Annotated in this window: 24 protein-coding genes; 6 read left to right on the top strand and 18 right to left on the bottom strand. The window is 48.6% G+C overall.

Features of this window, described 5'->3' with window-relative positions; all coding sequences use genetic code 11:
• Nucleotides 1-915: 915 nt before the first annotated feature.
• The 4 genes from CUJ83_RS15050 to CUJ83_RS15035 form a co-directional block, all read right to left on the bottom strand.
• Nucleotides 916-1,680 (bottom strand): HAD family hydrolase, encoded by a 765-nt coding sequence (locus CUJ83_RS15050; protein WP_230743291.1) that lies wholly within the window; start codon nucleotides 1,678-1,680, stop codon nucleotides 916-918.
• A 155-nt stretch (nucleotides 1,681-1,835) separates the two neighbouring features.
• A complete protein-coding gene (locus CUJ83_RS15045; protein ID WP_230743290.1) occupies nucleotides 1,836-2,579 on the bottom strand; it encodes an HAD family hydrolase in 744 nt (247 codons plus the stop codon).
• Nucleotides 2,580-2,813: 234 nt separating this feature from the next.
• Nucleotides 2,814-3,437: a hypothetical protein gene (locus tag CUJ83_RS15040; protein WP_230743289.1), complete on the bottom strand. Its 624-nt coding sequence runs from the start codon at nucleotides 3,435-3,437 to the stop codon at nucleotides 2,814-2,816.
• A 138-nt stretch (nucleotides 3,438-3,575) separates the two neighbouring features.
• Entirely contained in the window at nucleotides 3,576-4,178 is a 603-nt protein-coding gene (locus CUJ83_RS15035; RefSeq protein WP_230743288.1) for a class I SAM-dependent methyltransferase, read from the bottom strand.
• Nucleotides 4,179-4,285: 107 nt separating this feature from the next.
• Between CUJ83_RS15035 and CUJ83_RS15030 the strand changes: the two genes are divergently transcribed.
• Nucleotides 4,286-4,843 carry an aldolase gene (locus CUJ83_RS15030; protein ID WP_230743287.1) on the top strand — a complete coding sequence of 186 codons (558 nt, stop codon included), beginning with the start codon at nucleotides 4,286-4,288 and terminating at the stop codon, nucleotides 4,841-4,843.
• Here the strand turns inward: CUJ83_RS15030 and CUJ83_RS15025 are convergent.
• The 6 genes from CUJ83_RS15025 to CUJ83_RS15000 are packed head-to-tail and all read right to left on the bottom strand — an operon-like array spanning nucleotide 4,840 to nucleotide 10,948.
• Entirely contained in the window at nucleotides 4,840-5,430 is a 591-nt protein-coding gene (locus CUJ83_RS15025; protein ID WP_230743285.1) for a sarcinarray family MAST domain-containing protein, read from the bottom strand. The two genes, CUJ83_RS15030 and CUJ83_RS15025, sit on opposite strands and share 4 nt — an antisense overlap.
• The gene (locus tag CUJ83_RS15020) at nucleotides 5,396-8,350 is read right to left on the bottom strand and encodes a DUF7286 family protein (protein WP_230743283.1); all 2,955 of its coding nucleotides are present in this window, start codon (nucleotides 8,348-8,350) and stop codon (nucleotides 5,396-5,398) included. The genes CUJ83_RS15025 and CUJ83_RS15020 overlap by 35 nt, the downstream gene beginning before the upstream one ends.
• On the bottom strand, nucleotides 8,340-9,413 hold the full coding sequence (locus CUJ83_RS15015) for a DUF7284 family protein (RefSeq protein ID WP_230743282.1): 1,074 nt from the start codon (nucleotides 9,411-9,413) through the stop codon (nucleotides 8,340-8,342). Before CUJ83_RS15015 ends, CUJ83_RS15020 begins: the two co-directional genes overlap by 11 nt.
• Nucleotides 9,413-9,865 (bottom strand): DUF7285 family protein, encoded by a 453-nt coding sequence (locus CUJ83_RS15010; protein ID WP_230743280.1) that lies wholly within the window; start codon nucleotides 9,863-9,865, stop codon nucleotides 9,413-9,415. The genes CUJ83_RS15015 and CUJ83_RS15010 overlap by 1 nt, the downstream gene beginning before the upstream one ends.
• Nucleotides 9,843-10,445 (bottom strand): hypothetical protein, encoded by a 603-nt coding sequence (locus CUJ83_RS15005; RefSeq protein ID WP_230743279.1) that lies wholly within the window; start codon nucleotides 10,443-10,445, stop codon nucleotides 9,843-9,845. Before CUJ83_RS15005 ends, CUJ83_RS15010 begins: the two co-directional genes overlap by 23 nt.
• Complete coding sequence (locus CUJ83_RS15000) at nucleotides 10,442-10,948, bottom strand: hypothetical protein (RefSeq protein WP_230743277.1); 507 nt, start codon at nucleotides 10,946-10,948, stop codon at nucleotides 10,442-10,444. The genes CUJ83_RS15005 and CUJ83_RS15000 overlap by 4 nt, the downstream gene beginning before the upstream one ends.
• A 63-nt stretch (nucleotides 10,949-11,011) precedes the next feature.
• Here CUJ83_RS15000 and CUJ83_RS14995 point away from each other — a divergent pair, with 63 nt between their 5' ends.
• Both CUJ83_RS14995 and tatC read left to right on the top strand, forming a co-directional pair.
• Nucleotides 11,012-11,479, top strand: a complete 468-nt coding sequence (locus CUJ83_RS14995) for a hypothetical protein (protein ID WP_230743275.1) — start codon at nucleotides 11,012-11,014, stop codon at nucleotides 11,477-11,479.
• 191 nt (nucleotides 11,480-11,670) lie between these two features.
• Entirely contained in the window at nucleotides 11,671-12,396 is a 726-nt protein-coding gene (gene tatC / locus CUJ83_RS14990; protein WP_230743273.1) for a twin-arginine translocase subunit TatC, read from the top strand.
• A 188-nt stretch (nucleotides 12,397-12,584) separates the two neighbouring features.
• Here tatC and CUJ83_RS14985 read toward each other — a convergent pair whose 3' ends face one another.
• Nucleotides 12,585-13,271, bottom strand: a complete 687-nt coding sequence (locus CUJ83_RS14985; RefSeq protein WP_230743271.1) for a site-2 protease family protein — start codon at nucleotides 13,269-13,271, stop codon at nucleotides 12,585-12,587.
• Nucleotides 13,272-13,419: 148 nt separating this feature from the next.
• On the opposite strand from CUJ83_RS14985, the gene CUJ83_RS14980 reads away from it, so the two are divergent.
• A complete protein-coding gene (locus tag CUJ83_RS14980; protein WP_230743269.1) occupies nucleotides 13,420-13,953 on the top strand; it encodes a GTP-binding protein in 534 nt (177 codons plus the stop codon).
• Here the strand turns inward: CUJ83_RS14980 and CUJ83_RS14975 are convergent.
• From CUJ83_RS14975 to uppS, 4 genes are all read right to left on the bottom strand, one after another.
• Entirely contained in the window at nucleotides 13,950-14,777 is an 828-nt protein-coding gene (locus tag CUJ83_RS14975) for a hypothetical protein (protein WP_230743268.1), read from the bottom strand. The genes CUJ83_RS14980 and CUJ83_RS14975 overlap by 4 nt on opposite strands.
• A 238-nt stretch (nucleotides 14,778-15,015) precedes the next feature.
• Nucleotides 15,016-15,468, bottom strand: coding sequence for a bifunctional nuclease family protein (locus CUJ83_RS14970; RefSeq protein WP_230743267.1), 453 nt, complete (start codon nucleotides 15,466-15,468; stop codon nucleotides 15,016-15,018).
• A 56-nt stretch (nucleotides 15,469-15,524) separates the two neighbouring features.
• Nucleotides 15,525-16,610 carry a lysylphosphatidylglycerol synthase transmembrane domain-containing protein gene (locus CUJ83_RS14965; RefSeq protein WP_230743266.1) on the bottom strand — a complete coding sequence of 362 codons (1,086 nt, stop codon included), beginning with the start codon at nucleotides 16,608-16,610 and terminating at the stop codon, nucleotides 15,525-15,527.
• A gap of 26 nt (nucleotides 16,611-16,636) precedes the next feature.
• On the bottom strand, nucleotides 16,637-17,290 hold the full coding sequence (gene uppS, locus CUJ83_RS14960) for a polyprenyl diphosphate synthase (RefSeq protein WP_230743265.1): 654 nt from the start codon (nucleotides 17,288-17,290) through the stop codon (nucleotides 16,637-16,639).
• Between the two features lie 65 nt (nucleotides 17,291-17,355).
• Here uppS and CUJ83_RS14955 point away from each other — a divergent pair, with 65 nt between their 5' ends.
• Together CUJ83_RS14955 and CUJ83_RS14950 are read left to right on the top strand one after the other, a co-directional pair.
• Nucleotides 17,356-18,756, top strand: coding sequence for a TIGR00297 family protein (locus CUJ83_RS14955; RefSeq protein ID WP_230743263.1), 1,401 nt, complete (start codon nucleotides 17,356-17,358; stop codon nucleotides 18,754-18,756).
• Nucleotides 18,757-18,818: 62 nt separating this feature from the next.
• Nucleotides 18,819-19,430 carry a molybdenum cofactor guanylyltransferase gene (locus CUJ83_RS14950; RefSeq protein ID WP_230743262.1) on the top strand — a complete coding sequence of 204 codons (612 nt, stop codon included), beginning with the start codon at nucleotides 18,819-18,821 and terminating at the stop codon, nucleotides 19,428-19,430.
• Between the two features lie 21 nt (nucleotides 19,431-19,451).
• Here CUJ83_RS14950 and CUJ83_RS14945 read toward each other — a convergent pair whose 3' ends face one another.
• From CUJ83_RS14945 to CUJ83_RS14935, 3 genes are read right to left on the bottom strand one after another with little or no spacing between them, the layout of a single operon-like run.
• On the bottom strand, nucleotides 19,452-20,204 hold the full coding sequence (locus CUJ83_RS14945; protein WP_230743261.1) for a cytochrome b/b6 domain-containing protein: 753 nt from the start codon (nucleotides 20,202-20,204) through the stop codon (nucleotides 19,452-19,454).
• Nucleotides 20,205-20,216: 12 nt separating this feature from the next.
• The gene (locus tag CUJ83_RS14940) at nucleotides 20,217-22,004 is read right to left on the bottom strand and encodes a nickel-dependent hydrogenase large subunit (protein ID WP_230743260.1); all 1,788 of its coding nucleotides are present in this window, start codon (nucleotides 22,002-22,004) and stop codon (nucleotides 20,217-20,219) included.
• A gap of 1 nt (nucleotide 22,005) precedes the next feature.
• On the bottom strand, nucleotides 22,006-23,166 hold the full coding sequence (locus CUJ83_RS14935; protein ID WP_230743259.1) for a hydrogenase small subunit: 1,161 nt from the start codon (nucleotides 23,164-23,166) through the stop codon (nucleotides 22,006-22,008).
• Between the last annotated feature and the right edge of the window lie 38 nt (nucleotides 23,167-23,204).

The following is a 23,204-nucleotide window of genomic DNA, read 5'->3' as shown; positions in this document are numbered from 1 at the left end:
ATACATTCTCTCATAAAATACCAAAAAAGAATGTAATCCACCTTCAAAACAATAAAAACACTTTTCTACCCCACAACCAAAACCAACAACACACCAAACCCAAAAAACACAAGCACGGGAACACTGGAAACACAAAAATTTTTTATATGATTTTTTAAGGTATCAAAGACCCCAAAATCTCTCTCACTAAATCACGAAGGGTTCTAGTATCACTGTCAATGCTCTAATATCCCTAACGCTCGGCTCAACGCACTAACCTCTCCAAGTCACCAACGCTAAAACAAGACCCGAACATTCTCCAAAAACACTAAATTTTAACTGCACGGTTGACGCTTACACGACTAATATCCCTGCTATAGGTCAAGGGGAACACAAACCGGGATATTAAACTTTAGTGGTTTGGAGAATGTTCGGGTCTTGTTTTAGCGTTGGTGAATTAGAGCAGGTTGGTGCGTTGAGCCGAGCGTTTGGGCTGTTGGTGCGTTGACAGTGATACTAGGGCCCTTTGTGGTTTGGTGAGTAAATCTTTGAGATTTCGTGCCCTTAAATTCTAAAAAAAAATTTTGTGTTTCCGTGTTTCTGTGAGGTTATGTGTCTACCTGCCATCCGACAGGAACAACGCCAGAACATCGATACCAGAACAAATGTTATATGCCCACTTTTAAAGAAACCATCTAAAAGTTTTTCATGGGAGCGCTCTAAGGGCTCGAAGGTCCACCATTTTTACCACGAAGCGCACGAAGGCGAACAAGGACCACAAATTTTTTCCAATATGATAATTTTCTAAAAAAGTCCTTTGTGTTCCTGTTCGCCTTCGTGCGCTTCGTGGTGAAAAAACCGTGCCCTTAGTTGCCTTTGTGAAGGAACTGATCAAAGGCAAATCGATATATACATAGTAACTTATGGGACCGGCTGCTATGGCCCTCCCAGGCGCCGGATAGCATCGCTCACCTCGGGCAGCGATCCTACAACTTCATCAGGATCTTCGTGCCTGCCCTTCGCGTTATAGTATTTTTGGGCATACTTCTCGAACTCGGCTGAATATTTTGTGAAATGTATTGTCTTCATGCCGCATGACTTTGCGCCATAAACGTCGAGCAGCATACTGTCTCCGACGTGCACGCACTCCTGCGGGCTTATCCCGAAATTCGCCAGGGACATCTCAAATATCTTTTTGTTCGGTTTAATGTACCCGACCTCGTTCGAGAATGTCATCGAGTCAAAATACCGGGAAAGACCCATCCTGTCAAGTAATATCCTCATCGTTATGCCAGGAGTCCGCCCGGTATTCGATATCAAACCTATCCTGTAGCCTTTGCTTTTTAACGTCCTGAGCAAATCCTCGGCGCCATCGATGGCACCGGGCGAGAAACGAAGCAAGACCTGTGAATAGGGCTTTCTGATCATCTCAACGTATCCGTCATATCTGGAAATGCCGAGCCCTTCGAGGAATAGCTTTAAATGGCCGTCAAGATCCAGGTCCCTTTCCCGGCTCCATAGCTCCATGAGGCAGTTTTCGGTATGCTCGTATGCCTTTTCCATGTCTTTAAAAGAAAAGTCAAAGCCAGCTTTATTCATCGCCGACCTTATGCACTCCATCCTGGCAAACTTCATCCTCTCATCGTAGAACTCATGGATTAGAAGAGTGTTCCATACGTCAAACGTTACCGTGTTGATCATTTCCCCGCTCCAGACAACGAATAATTATCCCGGATGATTTAAATCCCTTCGGCTGACTTATATGAGAATCGGGGCATTATCTGCCCTTTATCTCTAAAAAAAGAGTGACGTTATCCTGATATATGTTCCCGTACTGCCCGATGCCGGTCCCGGTATCATTTTTCCAGTTTTGTAATGGCTTCCGGAAGCCCGGTGATGTCATCAATATAAATATCCGGCTCGTGATAGCCGTCGTCCTTTTTGGCATGCTTCATGACCCTGACCGACTTCATGCCCATACGTCTCGCTCCCAGCACATCGAGCACGCTATGGTCTCCGATATGTACGGCCTTCGACGGTAAGGAGCCTATCATCTCCAGGGTCATCTCAAAGATCTTTTTATGTGGCTTTTGATAGCCCGCCTCATTTGAGAAAACTGTAACATCGAAGAGATCCAGCAGGCCGAAATTTTTCATGACCTTCCTCATGGCTTTTCCAGGGGTGCGCCCTGTATTTGATATGAGCGCTATCCTGTACCCTCTTTCTTTCATATCGCACACAGCCTCAACGGCTCCATCCACGAGGTATGGATTTACTTTTAACACTGCGTCCGTATACGGGCTTTCGATCGCCATCATATTATCAGGGGACGGGTCGACGTTCAGGCATCTAAGAAATATCTCGAGCTGTCCATCGACATCCACGTCTATGTCATCGGACCATTTCTCCAGTAATTTTTGTCCCGAAAGCTCATGAGCTCTTTCAAGGTCCTCCATCCCGACGATGATGCCCTTATCCTTAAGGGCCTCCATAATGCCTTCTGTCCTCGCCCGGCGAATGCTTTCATCGTAAAGCTCGTCATGCGATATGAGTGTATTCCAGAGGTCAAAGGTTATCGTGTCGATACGTGATGTATCCATTATCCGTTCTCCGTTTCCTGACGATTACATATGTCAGATTCACCTGACAGTATAATATCCTTGTCATGATAAAGGCTCAAAGAGCATCTAATTTCGGCATTTTTTGGATGTAACTTTGTGTTTTTTAGTATCTGCCGGCCTATCGGATATCAATAAAAAAGGCATAATACGGTGCTCATTAAAACGCGGAGGCGTCAAAGATCGTTAACTATAAAAAAATAATTATTTATTCCCTTATATCGTGCTCTTTTTGTTTACAGTGGCAAAGTTATCAATGATCTTTTTAGTATCCTCTTTTAACCCCTTTATTTCCTCTGGAGACATCTTTCCCTTCTTCTTTGCGACCCCGACCAGTTTCGACGAGCCGCTCTCAAACTCATAAAGGTGTATGTTCTCTTCTTCTATGAAAAAGTACGAATTTTGTGTCTTCTTGATCTCATTATACTTATTCGTATAGATCGCAGCTTCTTCGTCGGGGGTCCCGGCTGTCGACGTGATGGGAAGCCCGTCGTAAGATGCTATCGTAAGGGATTCAAGCTCATATTTATCCACTATGGCCTTAGTGCTTTCCTGAAGAGTGCCTTTAAGGACCTCTATGACAGGCCTTATGGATACGACCGGCTTTTCCGGGGGGCTGATGACCTCTACTTTCTCCGGAAGTGATTCGGCTACAGGCGCATTCTCTATCGTTTCTTCGACAAGTTCTTCTTTTCTGGTATATTCAGAAATGATCCTTAAAACCTCCAGGACAAGATAAGTTATAGAAACGGCAAGCACGACCGCCACTAAAATATCCGCTGCAACGATCTTCACGTCAGAAGTGCCGAAAAAGCCATATAAGCTGTCCATAATGTCCATTTTCCGGGGTCACCCTCTACTGCTCATAGCTACATACCATTAGTCCGCCTCATATTTAAAATAATCTAGCATGCGCTCAAGAATATTATAATTACTGTAATATCGTAAACTAATGGTTGCACTACAAAAATTTTGGGCCTATTTTTGAGCTATGGCAGTGATCCTGTGGCGGGTAAAGTTCTCCCCGTGGAACATCTTGACAGTGGTGATGCTTTCCAAACTTAATATCGTGAAATCTTTAAGGGCGGACTTGATCTCTTCCTCGCTAAAGTAGTGGTATATAATGCCGGTCTGCCTCCTGAACGTGTCCGGCTCGACAAGAGTGCCGCCATATCTCATATCCTTATTTCCGAACACTTCCAAAAAAAGCGTGCCTTCAGGCACCAGCACTCTTCGGATCTCCCTTATGGCCCGATCGCGTTCCTCTTCAAGCAGATGCTGGATAAGGTCATAGCATACTACCGCGTCAAAAGCCTCATCCTTAAAAGGAAGGTTTATCGCATCACCCTGAATGAGGCACCCCGGATGCTGGATAGTTAACAGGCCTGCCCTGCTAAGGTCTATACCTATGACGTTGAACCCTGCCCTAACAAGGGGTATCAATAGCTTGCCGTTGCCGCATCCGATGTCCAGTATTTTTGCGCCTCCGGCCAGATATTTTTTCATATGGTCGATGTTATATGGCCCGCGCCATGTGGCTCGAGTATACTCATCTTTCCATGCTTTTAAATGTGAGACCATGATGCCCGCACAACCCCCTTGTTTCCACTGGAATACCGCATATACTATCCCCTTCCATAATACATTAAGACCGCATAATTATAATATTATGCGTGCTTTATGGGGATATGATGTGGCAAGAGATCTCTTACTGGGGGAAAAAACTGGCACAGAATAACCTTGTGGCATCCAGGTTTGGCAACATAAGCGTTCGCACTGAAAAGGGCTTGATGATCAAAAAGACCGGAGTATTTTTAGACGAGATCGAGGGGCCAGAGGACGTGATAGAGGTCAGCATTGCATCCTCAAGGATACCTCCTGAAGCGTCATCGGAGACCACCAGCCATCAGGCGATATACCTGGCGACCGACGCCCGGGCAATTATCCACGCTCACCCGCAGTTCGCCATAATCGAGTCGCTTTTATGCGAGAGCGAGATCAGGCCGCTGGATAGCGAAGGGCTCCCCTTCCTAAACACCATACCTATCGTGGACGGCGAGTCCGGGTCAAAAGAGCTGTATGACGCTTTAACCGGCATATTCGCGTCTCACAAAGTAAAAGGCGTAGTTAACAGGGGACACGGGTCTTTCGCCATAGGTCCCGACCTGAGGGACTGTTTTAACACTACGGCGATGATCGAGCACAGCTCTAAGATAAAATATTTTTATGACCTGGCAAAGCGCTAGGCCAGAAGCAACAACCTCAGGCATACCGCCATTATGGCTATACAGATTGCCGCCAGCACTGCGGCTATTTCGATATTATTGCCACTATCGCCGGTAATATAATAGTTCACAACGGTAAAGTCGCCATATGTCAGCTTTTTTGTAAGGCTCCCGTCCCTGTCCTCAAGTATTTTGTATGCCACATTCACAGGCGCAGTCCCATTAGTCCACTTGCCGCTCGGGGCTAGAGTCCACCTGTAGCGGGACGTGACCCCTCCTCCGGACTTTGAGACGATAACTGCGCCTGTCTTATCTCCGCTGACACGCCTATAAGCGTCTATGTAGCCCGGCTCATAGAGCATCAGGTAGATAGTCGCATCACTCGAGACCGTGATATGAACATCTACGGTAAATCTCTGTCCTGTAACAATACTGATATTATCCACCGTGGCCTCGGTCCCGTCGCAATATGCCTTGATGGAGGCGGCCCCGGCCTGACAGCATAATATGCATAAAAGCGATCCGAACACCAGGATGGCCGCTGCTTTGATATATTTCGCCATGTTGCCGTCCCTAGCCGGCTGAAATGTAGCCGGGACTTTTTTCATCCCATCCGCCTATTCTGTCCCCTGCGCCCGCTTTTCCGGGAGGCACCAGGATGAACGTCGATGTTTCAGTATGGAACCTGATCGGCTCATTGTAACCGAGTATCCCGTAGCCATCGTCGATACCCAGGTCTCTCTGCCGGGTATATGACACGGCCTCATGGCCGAACAGGGGGTCCGGCACAGGCTCGCAGTCGGCATCATAGACCGTGAAAACAGGTATCTCGCCGTCGACCTCTATGTACCATACGTTAAGCGTCGCCCAGTACCCGTACGGGGGGAGCAAAGGCATCCCCATAGGTATCGATCTTAAAGCAGCCTTAACGCTTTCTTTCTCTATTGACCTCTCCCCGGCCGCGATGAAATCTTTAAAATTATTCTCTATGGCACTGCCATTTTCCGATAATGCATAAGAGACCGCCCTGTCACATGCATCCAGGACGACGATTCGCGTTTTTTCTCGTATATAATCACAATATTCTTTTTCTGCGCCTGCCCTCTTACGGATCTCTTCGCAGGCCCGGTCTGACAGCGACCTGGCGATGTCCTGCTGTATGATGCCGTTTTTCAGGCCTTTGATGATCTCTGACGAAGTTAAGCCTTTGATAGAATCCTCAACGGCATTATCGATGTCTCTTTCGGATACCGCCCCGCACATCTCCATATCGGTGAGCAGGGCAGCACCGATCTCCTCCTTCATCATCAATACCGCATCAATAGAAACGCGGCTTGCGACCTCCCTGGAATTAACCGACACCGTATCGTTTGAGACGTCCCCTGAAGCTTCAAGCACGGAATCGATACCGTCGAGTATCGCATTCCCGGTACCGGCCACAGAGTCAGGATCGCACGGTATTGTGAAGATGCATATGTTCCTTACTTTTAGCGGATATGAAGCATAACCGGTAGCCGGATCGACATAAGGTACCGTGCACAGATAATCCGGCTTCTGGTTCACTGCAATAGTGACCTTTTCGCTCCATGAATAGTTCCCGTCCATGGAATTATCGCTGGACAGGTTCATCGCCAGGCCAAAAGGTATGTAAAGGTTGTTCGTGAGGAAATTTTTGGATACGCCGGCATTTCTTGAAAGGCTAGAGGAGTTCATGGAACCAGTGTACTTTCCCATTTCACTGTCTATCGAACTTTCTAAGGAAGATGCGGACGACGCCGATGAGTCGTTAAGCCCTGCCTTAATGTCTTCAAGGAAGGATCTTCTGATATTAAAGAGTGATTTTGCACCGCATGTCTTGAAGAGATCTCCTTCCGTATACTTTTCTTTCAGAAGATATTGCCCGTAGCGTGCGTTGAACTCCTTTTCCATCTTCGTCGAGGCTTCCGCGAGCATTTCCTGCGGCGACGCATAGCCGTCGGACCTTATCGTGACCGAGACGTCCTTTTTAAGCTGCCCTGACAGCTCATAGAGTTCATCCTTTGCAGCGCATTCCACCCACATGTCCCGCTTTACCGAGAAGCTGCGTTTAAAGGCGCTCGAACCATCCGGGTATAGCCCTTTATCCGATAGGATGTTATCGATCTTCGAGCCAAAGCCGATAGCCTCCTTATAGCTATCCACTGAGGCCTCCATGTTCACGTCCTTACGGCCCGAATAACTGCCTGATATAAATGGGGAGCATACATCACCCCCGTATTGTGCAAGCCGATAGTCATCCGCTACATACTCAAGTGTCACGATCTCATTTTTTCCGCTGTCGCTCACCGACCACTTTTCCATGGCAAGCACAGGCAATTCCGTGTCCGGGTATAGTGAACGGTCAAGTAATTCTTTTACATATGGGCTGCTTGTATTTCCCTTAGTATCCCTTTTGATCTCTATGTGCATCTCGCAAGTGTATGCGGAATCTATAGTATTCCTGATGCCCGGGCCTTTTAGCGCGTTCACGAACGCGGAATCGATGATCCTGTCCGCGTTAAAACCATATTCCCGGCTATATTCGGTGTCTTCTCCGTAATTTTGTACGCTGTCCATCGAGTTCTTTGAAAAGTTATACTGGTTCACATGACCATACCTGTCCTGCGGTGTCTTCGAAACGCTCTCAGCGGTCTCTACAGTTAACGACGCCAGGCTTAACGGGTCGACGGAGTTAAACACGAATCCCTGCTCCAGAAGAGACGCCCCGTTCACTATGAGCTCCAGATGAGAATTATCAACGATGTTCATCGGCTCGGTGGTCACATACTGGCTATATCCTCTTGCCAGAGTGTATGCGAAGGACGCTCCTGTCATGTCTATGAAGAACGCGTCGCCTGCGAGACGCTTTTCGTACTCCTCGCAAAGCTGCTTCATAAGGGGGTAGCGAGACGTTATCAGCGCCCTGGCCGTATGGTCCTCGATATGGCAAAGGTCAGACCCCTGTTCTTTGATGTTTATTCTCACGGGGGCAGAAATGATATAGTATGCAGCATATTCCTCGTCACACTTAATGACAGGGCTGTCGACTATGCGCTCCATGCTCATGTTCACGGGCTCGATGTTCAGGGAAGAATATCCTCCGGTCAGATACGCCTCGATCGCATAGTCGCCATATACGAATGAGTTTTTACCGTAATTAGACTTAAGGTGATCTGAAAGCCTCTTATGTGTCAGGTATTTGATCCTGTCCATGTTCACCTTATCAGGAGACCCGTATAACGGGCTTGAAGCCGACCTGTTAGCCACCGGCCTTAACCCGATCTCGGATTCGGCATACATGCCCGCATAATTTAACGCGAGGTCTATATCTGCCACGGCGAAAGATATGGCATCGTTAAGCATCGCGTCCTTTTCGTCCAGTTGAGCCCTTGATATCTCCTGCGACTCCATCTTCATAAGGTATGCAGAAATGGCGGCGGACATGATTATCATAATAATGCCTATGATAGCGAACGGTACCCTGGCAGAATCATCTTCCTTAAGCGACATGAGAGTCCACCCATATGTAGAGGCATGCCCTTGCCCTCGCAGGCTCGTACATTGAGGACAACCAGGAAACTATGCGTTCTCCGGCATTTTTCCCGTCAATCGAACCGCTCTCTATGTCCATGGCCAACTCTTCGGAAAGACTGTCAAGTCTCAGGGAGTTTTGCATCACTACCATCGAGCATAGTGCATCTTTAATTTCGGGAAAATGTGCCGTAAAGTTCATCTCTTCAGTATTGTTCGTTAAAAACGCGTCGGGAAGCCTGAACCGGCTATTATTGACGTTTATGCGGCCTATTGTGTTTTGCCATACTTCATTAACGGCTGCATCTGCGGTTTTTTCTAAGCTTTTCTCCAGCCCTCTTCTAATATCGTTCCGGAGCCTATCGTCATCTTCGTGTTCTTTGTACGCCTCTATGCTATTCTCAATATCATCGAGCTCCGGGGCGATAAGCGTCTTAATGCTCTCTTTATTGATATTTGTCGCATAAGGCATCGTGACATATGTGCCTGCGGATACGGCTCCATTCGGCGCAGTCTCGCCTGCTGTCACAGAACCTTCGAAAGGGACCCCGGGGAACGGTGACCATGTTAACGTGAATTGGTATGAAAACCTGCTATCAACGCATCCTGAGATAAAGCTCTCCAGCATCTCTACGGCGGCTCTATCATAATCTCCTGTGAACGGGTTTAGCCTCAGCGTTCGCTCGCCGGCCCGGATCTTGAACTGGCATGCGGCGTTCTCGGCGGCTATCTCCATTACGGTCTTGTGCCTGCTGCCCCTTCCGAGCAGCGTGCTAGTCATTTCCCTGTACAGGTATGAGTCTGCACCTATGCCGGCAATTTCATCAGCCAGGTCCCCCATGATCCTGTGCTCAAAATAGTCCGCTCTCGCGCTTTCCATAGATAGCAGGGTGGATGAAGCGAGCTTTCTAAGAGATGCCTCAGAAGTCGACATCTCCCTTCTATCGCTGAATATCGCAGGGCTTAATATGAGCGCGCAGACAGATACCATGGACAGGAACATTATAGCGTCCATCATCGTGGAATATCCGAGGTCGTCCATCAGCCCTCCTCCCACATCGTAACCGTGAGCGTCCCCGGAATGCACCGAGCTTCATTCAGCCTGACGGATACCGGCAGCATATAACTTATCGACTTTCCCTTTGCCTCTTTTCCGAATTCCCAGGAATATTCCCCGGCGTTTATGACAGCTGTCACTGTTGAGCCGGGATAACCGATACCCGGATAAAAATGGTCTTTCACGCCGTCCATCCTTACGGCGTCAAGGACGCCAGGATGCCCTTCGAAAGCGATCGCGGGATCATGAAGCACGATACTGGCGATTGCCCTGATGTCGTCTTTTGTCGTAGCATAGTATACGCCAGACATGTATGAAGAATAGGCCATCATCACAATGTAACAGAATAAGATCATGCCTATGGCGACCATGCTTACGGCAGGGATGTCGGTGTAGGGGCCTGTCATGGCACTATCATCGCGTACTAATGAAAACAAAGCCCTCCCTCCTGATATTTTGCCCGGGGTCCCTGACATGGATGAACGTTTTTTCAATGGTCAGCCCGTCTTTGCCCGATATCTTCAAAGGATCCATTATCATGCTTTCTGCAGCTTTTTCCATAATGCCCCGGAATTTTTTAAAGCTATGATCGTCAAGCGGAAGCTCATCGGTTCCCGTAGCGCCATATGTCCTGTTCAGGTATTCTCTCATCCCTGCCGTATCGTTCCATAAGACATGTTGCTCTTCAATACACTTCGCCGGATACACTCTCGCAGTAAGCGGTTTTACGAAAGTCTTACAGCCTGCTCCCATGGCAATTATATGGTCCGATGCTATCATGACATCGACATTATCCAGGTCATACGATCTCTCATACGTGTAAGGTATCGTTAAAGAATATGCCATGTCAATGTCCCCTGTGATCTCGCATACTGTCGAGTGAAGGGCTATCGTGGTATCCGACGGAGCCGTTCCCTTAAAGATACAAAATGCCGCCAGCAATAAAACCGCGGAAGCCACAGTGATACCTAAACCCGTTATAACGCCCAGGTCCCAGCCCGAGTCATCCTTGTTCATATTCTGCCTCCGAATATCGCCGCCATGGGATCACCGTTCACGCTCATCGTCCTGATGTTGAGCAAATATTTACCGGGATATAGATCGACAGGCCTGTCATATGCTTCTCCCGTATCGATATCGCCGTAAGCAAGGGGCACGTCAGAGAAAAACGTCTCTATTTGCCCGTCCTTAAATTTAATAAAATACGATTGCGGTTCCCTGTCAAGATCTTCTCCCGGTTCCAGAGGTCCCGGCGAGCTTCCCAGCACTATCCTGTCAACGCACTCGGGCACCGTGACCATTATGTCTATTCCCGAGCCGGGACCCGCGCATCCTGCAGTATATTCCAGTTTAGCGGACCCCACAACATTGCTTATTTCGGCTCTGGCGTTACCCCTGGATATGTCCGTTATGCACCCGCTCAAATACGTCGCAGCCATAACAAGCAGCATCCCGGACGCGATAAGCACGACTATCAGCCTCATGATCAGAAAATCCGTACCTTTATCGCATTGGATCATACTTATTTTCATTTTATGGTAAATTACTTATAGTTTACGACTTAATTTCTATTTGATGAAAATATGTTACAGGGAAACGATCATACTTACAGGAACCCGGAAAGCGATATAGACGGAAGGATACTGTCCCTTGAGCAAAGATTCAGGGGACTGAGCGGCAGGGTAAGCGCTCTTGAGATCAGGCTGTCATCGGGGCCTGATGGCGAAGACGAGTATGATCCGACCGAGTTCGTCGCGGGAGAATCCGGTGCGCCCTATTACGATGACCCGCTATCGGCGCTGGAGAAAAGGGTGCGGGGAATAGAAAAGGCGCTAAATGATAAAGAGCCTTTATCGACGGTCCCGGCATGTCCGGCAAAGACGGGTCTCTTACCTGACATTACCGGACTTGTCGCGGGGTCGTTTATGCTGCTCACCGGTATATTGCTGGCATTGAATAGCTTCGATGTTTTACGTAACCCTCTATTTGCCATGGGATGCGGAGCAGCATTGATCATTCCTGCATTATTGAACATGGCCCGGAAGCCATGAGGACATCCCGTCGCATAATCATTAGAAAAACGGGCTTTTATGGACGCTTTATTTTCCTTGATGAAAACGGGGTCGGCATTATCCATGTGATAAAATAAAAAATCATATGAAAAGGATACTATGCTCTCAAAGCATTACTGTCTTATTCAGCAAATTTTTATATTCAGTGCCACAATCTGGTTTTGTCATCCATGGGAGAGAAAATTTCCATACCCCCCGGCGATCAGGAATTACCGTTATCGGAACACCTGAGGGAACTGCGCAACAGGATAGTGATCGTGCTAGCGGTCACCATATTTTTAATGGTCCTGGCCTACCCTGTCTCCGGGAACTTAATGGAGACGGTCTGGACGCATATAATGCCGCCATACGTTAAAATGACCGTGTACGAGCCCATGGAACTGATAAAGGTCAGGATAATCGTATCGTTCATCGCGGCAGTGACGATAGGATTCCCGCTGCTTGTCTACGAGACTTTCAAGTTCATGGCCCCCGGCCTGTACCGGAACGAAAAACGCTTTATCCTCGCCGTATTCCCGTTCTCGCTGGCACTATTCGTCGCGGGCGCGCTGGTAGCGTATTTTATAACGCTCCCGCTGTTCTTTGACATGATACTGAGTTCGGGCTCCGCCATAGCATCCCCCGAACTTTCTATGAAAGAGACCTTTACCATCGTCACCAACTTTATGGTAGGATTCGGTGTCGTTTTCCAGGTGCCGCTGGTAATATTGATGTCTATAAAAATGGACATAGTAAAAAGAAAGACACTCGCGAACGGCAGGCTTGCAGTCTATGGGATACTATTCGCTTTCGCCGTGCTTGTATCGCCCGATCCTACAATGCTGTCCCAGTTGATAGTCGGTATCGTGCTTATCATATTGTTCGAGATGAGCATGTTCCTGGCGAAGTTCATATGATCTTCTTCGCGCGATGAGCGTTAAAAAGAGCTTACTGAACACTACTTTTGTATTTTATTTAATACAAGATTTTTATGAAGCGTTGACTTCATTAAATTATCATTCTGTCATTGAGATAAAGAATATTTTCCAGTGAAGATATCAGCAATATTAAAAAGAATGGAGCTGATGGATGCTCCTCTTAACTTTTAGAATATCACGTAGATAAGGCCTGTCATGAACGCCAGCGTCGCCAGTATCGACGGTACCGCTATGATCACCCACACAAGGGGGTTCGACCTGAACACTTTTGCGCCGTCCAGCGGATCTACCGGTATCATATTGAACGCGGCCAGGAACAGGTTTATGTACATGCCGTAAAAGGCAGCCTGTACCATCAGCATGCTGGTCAGTAGTTCCCCTTTCAGCAATACGAAGAACAGCAACGCGAGGATGATGTTCGTTATGGGCCCGGCCATCGCTATCCTGCCTTCTTCCTTACCGGGCTTATTATCGAACTGGTCCCAGTAGTTATCGTCGGAATATGAGTAAGTGGATTGCGGCGCAGAATAGCCAGTCTTGCGTATGTGTACGGCCCCTGGCGCGGCGAATACGAACCCTGTCATGACTGCCAGGGCGACCGCGATTATCAGGCCCATAGGGCTGGCTTTGTATTCCGCCCAGTATCCGTATCTCTGTGCCATGAACTTATGCGCAAGCTCGTGGAGAAGAAAACCGGTGCCGACGCCTATGGCGCATATGATGAAGATCTCGGCGTTGAGCCCGCTGATCCCGTAAGACCTTCCCATCGAGAACGCGATGGTGAGCACTATGAACGACAGCAATAAATCGATTAGCTCGGATGTTCCGATCCTGCCTGAATAGCTCATGTCCATAAAATACCTGTCCTGACTATATTAACTTGTTGGCGTCGACACTAAATTCAGTATATTGCACTTAAATTTATAAAAAAATCGCCGCTACTGCCCTGAGAGAAGAAAATATAACTACCCGGGAGTATAAACAAAATTACCAGGTCTCTAAATGATTCTCGAGCATTCAAACCGGATCAACGTTCACGATAACCAGCGTCGCGTCAAGGTGGTCGCTTTCGGCTCATACCACTCCGGCAAGACATCTTTCATCAAGCGCATAGATCCAGATCCTCTTCTTACTGAAGCAAGAAACCATGACGGTACGACCACTGTAGCCCTTGACATGGGCATAAGGTATCATAAGGGCTATAAACTATATGTCTATGGAACGCCCGGGCAGGAACGATTCGAGGTCGCCCGGGAGGTCGTCGCTTTCGGACTGAACGCCGGCCTGGTCGTAGTGGATTCCACGCGCGGCATGACGGAGTTCGAAAAGAGGGTACTGTCAGAATTAAGGGGGAGCGGCATCCCCTGTATAGTCCTGGCCAATAAATCAGACCTTCCGGGGGCATCTGTCGAAAAGGTCAGGGAGGATGCCGGAGGCTATGATGATGTCTTTCCAATATCGTCCGTCACCGGAAAGGGTGTGGACGCGGTCCTGGACAGGATAGTCGAGCTTGCCAGTGCGCTCCGGTCAAACTAAAATATTCCGTCAAAGACTCTCACAAGATCTCCTGTCAATTCCACATATCTTGTCTTTTTAGGGGACTCGAGCTTGATCACGTGAAGTTCGGGCACTCCCGCCTCTATCATCTTTAGCCTGTTATGCTCATCACCTTCTGCCATTATCGTCTTCATGTTAAAGACGTCTATCGACATTATCTCCCCGTGGCGAAGGATCTCTCCGACGTCGTCCCATGCGCTATAGCCTGTCTCCTCCGGGATGAGCGGGTTAAGCCTGACGGGGCCATTATAGTTATCATATGTTATATGGGCAGTGCCGTCCTTTTCGATCCTTACCCTGGTCACCGCCCTTATCCTGTACCTGTGCGAAGGCGCTTCTATGTTAGGGACGATCAGGCCCGATATCGTATCGCTGATATTATTTGAACCGATGGGCTGGCACTGGATAAAGCCAAATCCCTCAAACTCCAGCAAAGAACCTTCCGTGTCATGAGCTACGCTGACGAACGGCACATGGAAGCATCTTGACCATATGGCAGGCCAGTCCCCGCAGGATGTGGCGATAACAAAGTCCATGCGCCTTATGATCCCTGCCCCTATGTTGTCTGCCGAGCCAAAAAAATCATAATACACGTTAGACATGTCTTGCCCCGTATTTCCGCCGCCCCTCCTGAATTCGGAAGGCCCCGGGCCTTTCACGCCTGTATCTGCGAGGAATATATTGAACTCGAACCGGGACAGGATACCGAGCAGATAAAATATTCCGGCAGTGTCCCCTGCTATAAGTATATTCGGCCGCGATACGGTACTATCTGTGTTATTTACGTTAAGAGGTATAAACATGTTTCATAATATTGTAAATAAGTAAATATGTATTTTTATACAGTATAATGAAAGTAATATTGTATTATAAGAAGCTTCATAAAAAATCCGAGTGTGATCCGACCTGCCGTACGAGGATATTGTGCATTTTCAATGCATTACCTCCACGTGCAGGGTGCCGGATAGCCATTATAATGGCCATATAAGATATTGAACGCCGTACAAAAATAATGAATAAAAGAACAGACTTCTAAGGTCTTTACTCTAAAAGGTCCTCTATGTTGCCCGCAGCCTCTATGTCCTTACGGTTTATGGCCACCTTATCGAGTATCTCTCTCTCGATGAATATGCTGGCATCCGAGCGGACTGCAAGGGCAATGCAATCGCTTGGCCTGGCGTCTATCTCTATCTCTTTATCGGTGTCCTTCAGCATCAGCCTCGCATAGAACACCTGCTCGTCCAGGTCGTCGATGATTATCTTGTTGATGCCGATCCCGAAGCCATCCATTATAGACTTGACCAGGTCGTGAGTCATCGGCCGCGGTGTTGTCTCCTTTCGCAGGGCTATATCTATAGATATTGCTTCAGCGGGACCGATATATATCGGGACCATTTTTTCATCATTGTCCGATAAAAAAACTACTGCCTGAGGTCCGGTTATCGTGCTAACGAAATATACTCCTCTCACTTTCACCGGCACAAAGTCGTTCATAATCTAGAATTAATTTATGAGTATATAACGTTAGGCAAAATTTTATGTTTTAAAATTCACGACGGCCGTTCAAATTTATTGCCGGAATTCATCAACTGGTCTTTTTCTAACCTTCTGGATAAATGCAATGTCACCAATCCGCCGGCCGCTGTAAGGAACCATAAGGTCACGAATCTTATGAGGATGGTCGCTCCCGCGGCATTCACCTCCGGGACACCCATGGACAGGTACAGCAGGGTCATGATAATGTCCACCAGGCCTACGCCTCCCGGCAAGAAAGTCGGGAGCATCTGCAGTATCATCATTATCGAGAATATCGTTATGATGATGCCCATTGAGACGGGATAGCCTATCGCCTTGAACGCGATAAAGGCGATATATACGTCCAGCACGAACGCCATGAATATGTGGCACAGCGATTTAAGGATCAGGGACTTGCTTCTTGTAAGCAGCCTTATGCTGACGTCAAACTGCTGGATTATCGCGTTCATCTTCAATAATCTATTGTCAAGGTCCTTGCTCTTGAATATCCTGTGCAAGAACATGTATATGCTTTTGAATATGCTCATCAGCAGCTCGCTGTTGAACGAGATGATAAGTATCGTAATGGCGGCAAGGCTCACCGTCCCGGCTATGAACACGCAAAATGCCAGGACCCAAAAGGGAATATCATAGTTCCAGGCAAGATAGCCAACGCCGATGAGAGTACCAAGGGCTACGGGCACTATCTCGAGCAGCCTGCTCAGCAGGCCTGCCGCGAGTGTCCTGTCAAACCTCGTATCCGGGGTCATCTTCTGTACAAAATATATCTTCGCGACCTCGCCGCTTATGGCTGCAGAGGGTATGAGGTTGACGAAAAACGTCGCCGACATGTAGATCAGGAAAGAGTCGAACAGTGATATCTTATATTTCAGGTCTTTAAGAAAGATCCACCATCCCGCGGCATGGAAAACGTTTGCGGCTATGGCCGCCAGGCATGCAAGGCCGATATACCAGTAGTTTACCGATAACAGGGCGGTCTCCACGCTTTCAAAGCCCACTACGTAAAGGTATCCGAAGTATATGATAAGCCCTATAAGCGTCAGTATGGCAGTCTTTTTAAACGGTATGTCCGGAAAATGTACGTCAGCCTCAGTTATCAATTTTAAGCCTCTTGATAAAGATCAGTTCAGGCCCCGAACCTTCGCTGCCTGTACTGGTAATCCCTGATCGCCCTGAGCAGGTCGATCTTTCTAAAGTCTTCCCAGTTTACATCGGTAAAATATAGTTCCGAATACACGGCCTGCCATAACAGGAAATCGGTAAGTCTCGCCTCACCTGTCCTGATGAACAGGTCGGGTTCGCATTTAAATATGAGGTGGTCCTCGACGACCTTTTCGTTTATCTCTTCGGGCCTGATCTTACCGGACTTTACCTCTTTCATTATATCCCTCATCGCATTCGTCAGCTCATGCTTTCCGCCATAACCGATGGATATGGTCACCGTGCAAGGCTTATCTCCTTTGATCTGGTTTATGGAGCCGTCAGCAACTATATTTCCCGGGAAGCCTGCGTTCTGGAACAACCCGTATACGCAGTCGATCAGCTTATTCCTGCCCGACGTTCCCGGCTGCGTGAAAGTGATGCTGATATACACCGATACTTCCCTGACACCGAGCTCGCAACACCACTCTATAAAGTTCAATAGCTTAATGACCGACCTGTTATCGACAAGGTCCCCGTCGGATATGACTAACGCAATACATCTTGGTACAGCGCTGCCTGTGATGCCTTTGATCAATGATTTTTCGTATATCCTGTAAGCTATCTGTCTTACGACCATTGTAATCTTTTAATGCGTTTATAGAGTAAAGTATTTTTTGTATCGGTAGTATATAGTTGTCAACTATGTATCCGAGTCTGAGCTCAGAGAGCAAGCACACATTAGGCTATGAGGTAAAGCGCCAATCAGCCTATATATCGCTCGGGCTTCTGGCTCTCTTATTCCCGTTCATGCCTGAATGGCTTATCGTGCTGGGCATATTCCTGGGGGCTATTGCCATAGTCTATATGCCTAAGGACTCGTTTCTATTTAAAGCGCTTGCATCCGAAAGAGACAGAGAGGCCGGAGTGCTTCTGGGCCCTTTAAAGTTCAGCTTCGCGCTGCTGCTTCTGGCAATCCTTGTCGTGGCGCTTGATTTTCCTGTATTCATACTGGCCGCTACGATAGGCACGGTCGCTTTCGGGGAAGGCACGGCCGCTATCGTGAACATGCTGGTATCCGAGAACAAGGCAATTTTCTGGAGCGTCACGCTCCTGATACTCGGTACGATCTTCGCTTTCCTGTTCGGAAGCTGGGTCATAACCAACAGCGACGTCGGCATACAGGCCGGCATAGACTCGCTCGATTTCATGTTCTTCCTTGCCGTGATAGGCACAGTCACCGGGGCATTACTTTATACGATAGTGGATGAGGAGAATATCGCCGTCCCTCTGGGGGCAGGCATGGCAATGTGGCTATTCTCGTCGTTCACGTACACGACCATACCCAGCCCGGCGGCGATAGTCGTCGCCGTAACGTTCCCGCTGGTCATTGGCATAATATCCTTCAAGCTCAACGCCGCGGACCTTTCGGGTGCCTTGAGCGGAGTGCTTATAGGGGTGCTCATCATCGTTTTCGGAGGGATAACCTGGTTTTTACTTTTCCTGGTTTTCTTCTTCCTTGGCGCGTTGTTTACCAAGTACAAATATGCCTATAAGAAATCTCTCGGCGCAGCAGAGTCAAACCAGGGCTCCAGAGGCTATAAGAACGCTTTCGGGAACTGTCTTGCGCCGTTGATCTTCGTTGTCGCATATGGCGTACTCGGTAATACTGAGATGCCCTATATTGGATATATTGATAAGACCATATTTTTAGCCGCATACCTGGGCGCGATGGCTACGGCGACCGGTGATACGCTCGCAAGCGAGATCGGGAGCACATATCAGGGCTCTCCGCGCATGATAACGACATTTAAAAAAGTGAAAACGGGTACCGACGGCGCGGTTTCCTTACTGGGCGAGACGGCGGCGCTTTTCGGGTCGTCTGCGATAGCTGTCATCGCGCTGCCTCTGGGGATGATAACCACCTTAGATCCTGTCCTTGTACTGGTCACCGTACTTGGGGGATTCCTCGGGACAAACGCCGACAGCCTTCTCGGGGCGACGCTCCAGAAGAAAAAGATGCTCTCGAACGCGGGCGTCAACCTGCTCGCCACGTTCGTAGGAGGCATAATATCAGTGCTGATATATCTCCTCCTCGTTCATTGAAGACACGCTTTTATACTATATTCGCAATAACTTTTAAGTCATATCAACCGGTGTTAATACTCATGAGATCAGGCATTATTCTCGCAGGAGGCAGATCTACCCGATTCGGCGGAGAGGAAAAATCCATCAAGGTCGTAAAGGGGAAAACCATGATCAGCAGGGTCATGGAAGCCCTATCCTGCGTGGTCGATGAAATCCTGGTATCGGTAAGGGATGAGCCGCAGCAAAGACTTGTGGAGCCTTTTTTAGAAAAAGGGCAAAGGTTCGTCTACGATAAGATCCATGGTATCGGCCCCATGTCTGGAGTCAACACGGCGCTTAACGAGGTAAAAGGGGAGTATGTCGTGATCGTCGCATGCGATATGCCTTTTCTTAATAAGTCCGTCATCGACCTTTTATTCAAGGAAGCTGAGGGCCATGACGCAGCCGTACCGGTAAGGGAAAATGGCTTTTTGGAGCCTCTGCATGCGGTATATCGAAGGGACTCGATGATAGAGGCGGTCCGCGTCTCGATAGAAAAGGGGGAAAGAAGGATAGCGTCGCCCATAAATTACCTTAAGGACGTCGTATATGTACAAGAAAAAAAGATATTAGAAATAGATCCCGATCTAAGGACTTTTTTAAATATTAACCGGGCGGAAGATATGTCCGTCATAATGGATGAGGACCAATAAGGGTCCGTATCCGGTAACACACTATTTATTCCAGATCTTGTCTTCCAGTATACGGTCTTCTTCCTCAGTGCTGACGATCTCCGCGGTCTCGTCCCTTGCCAGGTCCTCTTTACCGTCGATGAAGATCGATCTGATATGCTGTAGCTTCCTGGAGTCAAGCTGTATCATGCCTGCATGCAATATGATCTCTATGACAAACCAGTAACCTGCGGCGACGTGAAGCAGCTTTGCCGTCGCGAGACCCGAAAGGGATACTAAGGGTCCCACAATATCAAGAAGCTTTATGATAAATATGGAAAAATTTATGCCGAACAGGGAAACTCCTGAAGAGTATAGGGCAACTCCTGTCACAGTAGCCACGAGCAGGGCTACATAGTGAGAGTATATCAAGAGTTTTCCTGCGGGATGGATACGATTGACGAAACGCCTTTTCCCCATATCGTAGATAGTGTAGCGCGGATATTCAGAACCGGTAAAAAAGTTCTTTATGATCTTTATAAGCCTTTTATAGTCTTGCGGCCAGAAAACGTAACTGTGGAGGTTCCTGCTCACGAATGCATTATATGGCATGACTATCCAGTTGACCGATATGAATATGGCTGCGCATATTATGTGTATAGCGTAAGCATCGCTGAATTCCAGATAGTCCAGTCCCAGGTAAATGGTGAATCCGGAGATGATCAAGCCTGTCAGCGTAATGATATTGATGTAATGGGACATTCTCTCAAGGGTCGTATGCCTTGTGACGATCAGCCTGTTGCCGGTAGCTTTCATCCGTTCTCCTCATCAGCTTTTTCTTATGGTGTGCACAGCGCATGATACACACGGATCAAAAGACCGGACTACGTGATAAATGCTCGTAGGGTTCGACTCAGAGCCCGGCTTGTTCCCCAGCGGTGTCGTTTTCACGCCCAGTAAAGATAGCTCCATGGGCCCGTACTTCATGTCCTTATCCATCGGAGATGCGTTCCAGGATGTGGGGGATATTATCTGATAATTGGCAATGTTACCGTATCCGTCAAGCTTTAGCCAGTGGCCCAAAGCTCCTCTCGGAGCTTCTATCAGCCCCGAGCCGGTCTTTTTCGGCCTGATCTCCAGCGGAACATAGTATTTTCTTTCGCCTGAGTGAACGCCAAGGTCATTCTCTATCCAGTCCCCGAGCATTTTCGCTACTATCAGCGTCTCCTGCATGCGGGACAGCACTCTCGTATAGGTGCTTGTCATCGGATAGCTTCTGTCCCTTGTCCCGCGCATGTTCTTGTCGTGGAGCATCTTCATGATGTCGATGATAAGCTTCTCTCTTGAGTTTATGAGCCTCGCCAGAGGGCCCACCTCGCATGGCACGTTCCCGTATCTCGGCGCCTTTATGAAGCTATATTTGACGCTGCCGTAGTCAATGTCTCTCGACCCTGTCAGGGGGGAAGTCTCGCCGTTCAGCGGCGACTTTGAGCTTTTTTGCTCGCCATACGTGTAGAACGAGCTGTACACATGCTCTACGATAAGGTTGGGGTCAAGCTTTTCGGATGTCGAATATATGTTCTGCATGCTGCCAGGGGTAAACCCTGCAGGTATCTCATAAGAATCAGATAGTTCCGCGTCGAGAGGCACATAACCATCCTTATAGTTCCCGCTATTGTCCTTTACTTTGTAAAAAGACCCATAGCTCAGGAAGCCTATTAGCTGGTCATACAGGGGATACCCGCCTATGGTATCAAGGTCCATTGATACTGGACCGGAGAGGAAATCTCTGCTGACCATCCTCGAGCAGAAGACCATGAATAGCTGCATGTCACCCCATCCATTTTCAGGGGTGAACTCTCCCATCGTCAGGTCGCTAATGTTATTCCAGAGGAAATCCATGTTCGACGAAGGTTCATGTGTGTTTTTCAGCCATTCGTCGACCGTGATGGTCGGGCCAAGCAGGCGTCGCTGCAGGAAATCCATAATGCCTTCATAACACTCTTTAAGAGAATAAATGTCAGACCCGGTCGGCCTGCACGTGACGCCCCCGGGAACGATCGCCGGCATGTGGGGCGACCTTCCTCCAAGGATGGCCTCCGCCTGGCTAATGAGCTTGATACATTTTAAGGCTTCAATGTAACCCTTCCCGGACTCAACGCCGCTCAAGGCATAATCCGGGGACGCGAACCGGCCATTGAACTCGTTCCAGACCCTGTTCCCGACTTCGGACGTCTTCAGCATGTCCCTGTACATCGGGTCAGCGATGTCCGGCAGAAAGATGAGATACAGGTGTTCTATATGGCTCCTCAGCCATGCGAGCCCGTTCAGGATGTTCCTTATGATGAGCGCATCTTTTGGTATCACGGCAGTGGACTCGCAGAGGCTTTCGATAGCGTTTGCCGATGCGGTCGCGTGCGAAGCGCTGCACATGCCGCAAACCCTCTGGGTAAAGTATACAGAGTCCATTGGCTGCCTTCCGATCAGCATCTGCTCGATTCCGCGGTATGATGTCCCGGAGCATTTCGCATCTATGACAGAGCCGTTGTTCAGGTCGATCATGACCCTTAAACCGCCGGATGTCCTTGTTACCGGATCTACGGTGATCTTGACCATATCACGGCCTCCTCTTCATGTCATCTTTCTTCTTTTCGCGAGAGTCGAGCTCATCCCTGTAGCTTTCGCCTATTGCAAGCCTCTTTATGGCGTGTATGCCGGCACCCAGCACGGAGGCTCCCAGTATTATCTTCGCTCCCGTATTGACGTCTATGCCGGAAAATATCTCCCTGTTCTCCGCCTTGCTGAAGAACGGCGAGAACGCATCGGGGAACTCAGGCTCCACGCAGGCGATACAGGGCCCTCCGGACTGCGTGCACATGTTCACGCCCCCGTTCCATCTCCTTACCGGGCAGTCGGCATGTGCCAGCGGGCCTTTACATCCCATCTCATAGAGACATTTCCCTCCGGCAAATCCTGTGTCCCTTTCAGCCCTGTCAAAATAGCCTCTTCTGGGGCATGAATCGTGCACAGAGGAGTCTCCGAAAAACGCTTTTGGCCTGTGATACATGTCCAGCTCCATGTCAGCATCCATGATCATATCGGCAAGGGTTAAAAGTATCCAGTCGGGGTGCGCCGGGCAGCCCGGGACGTTGACGACTTTATTATTGATCCCCAGCTCCCCCAGCATGCCTTTTATTCTCGAAGTTCCAGTGTATCCCACGCCTCTTGCGTCGATGTCACTTCCCGAAGCCTTTGATATGCCTCCGAATGACGCGCATGTTCCCACGGCAAGGATGCCTGATGCACCGGAGGCGGCATCCTTGAAGATGTCTTTGAAAGGCCTGCCTCCTATCATGCTGTATTTTCCGGTCCCGTCAGGCCCGTTGAGTATGGCGCCCTCGACTACCAGGATGTATTTTTCATTGTTAATGATATTCCTGAGCTTTAATATTGAATTGTAAGCTTCGGTGTTTTCGGCGACCCCTTCCACGAAGATGCCCTGCTGTGCCATCAATCCTTCATGGTATGCCAGGTCGAGCTTTATTTTCCCGAGCGCGGACAATATCTCTGGATTACCGCCGTTCAAGAACGAGGCAGTACATCCTCCGCAGCCGGCGCCTTTCAGCCATACCAGCTTTGTCGACGAATTTTCGATCGCAGCCGCGACCTGCGGCGCATGTGAGCACAATAACGCGCCGACGCCTACCGCACCGGCCATCGTCAGAAAAGATCTCCTGCTCAACCCTGGCCCGCAGGAGCCATGTTCCTTATCTTCCATAGTCTGCCTTCCCTACCGTGAAGCCCTTATAACGTATT

This window comes from Methanooceanicella nereidis (genome assembly GCF_021023085.1).
Taxonomy (GTDB): Archaea; Halobacteriota; Methanocellia; order Methanocellales; family Methanocellaceae; genus Methanooceanicella; species Methanooceanicella nereidis.
The sequence above is the reverse complement of the archived record's forward strand: the minus strand, read 5'-3'. Positions and strand labels throughout refer to the sequence as shown.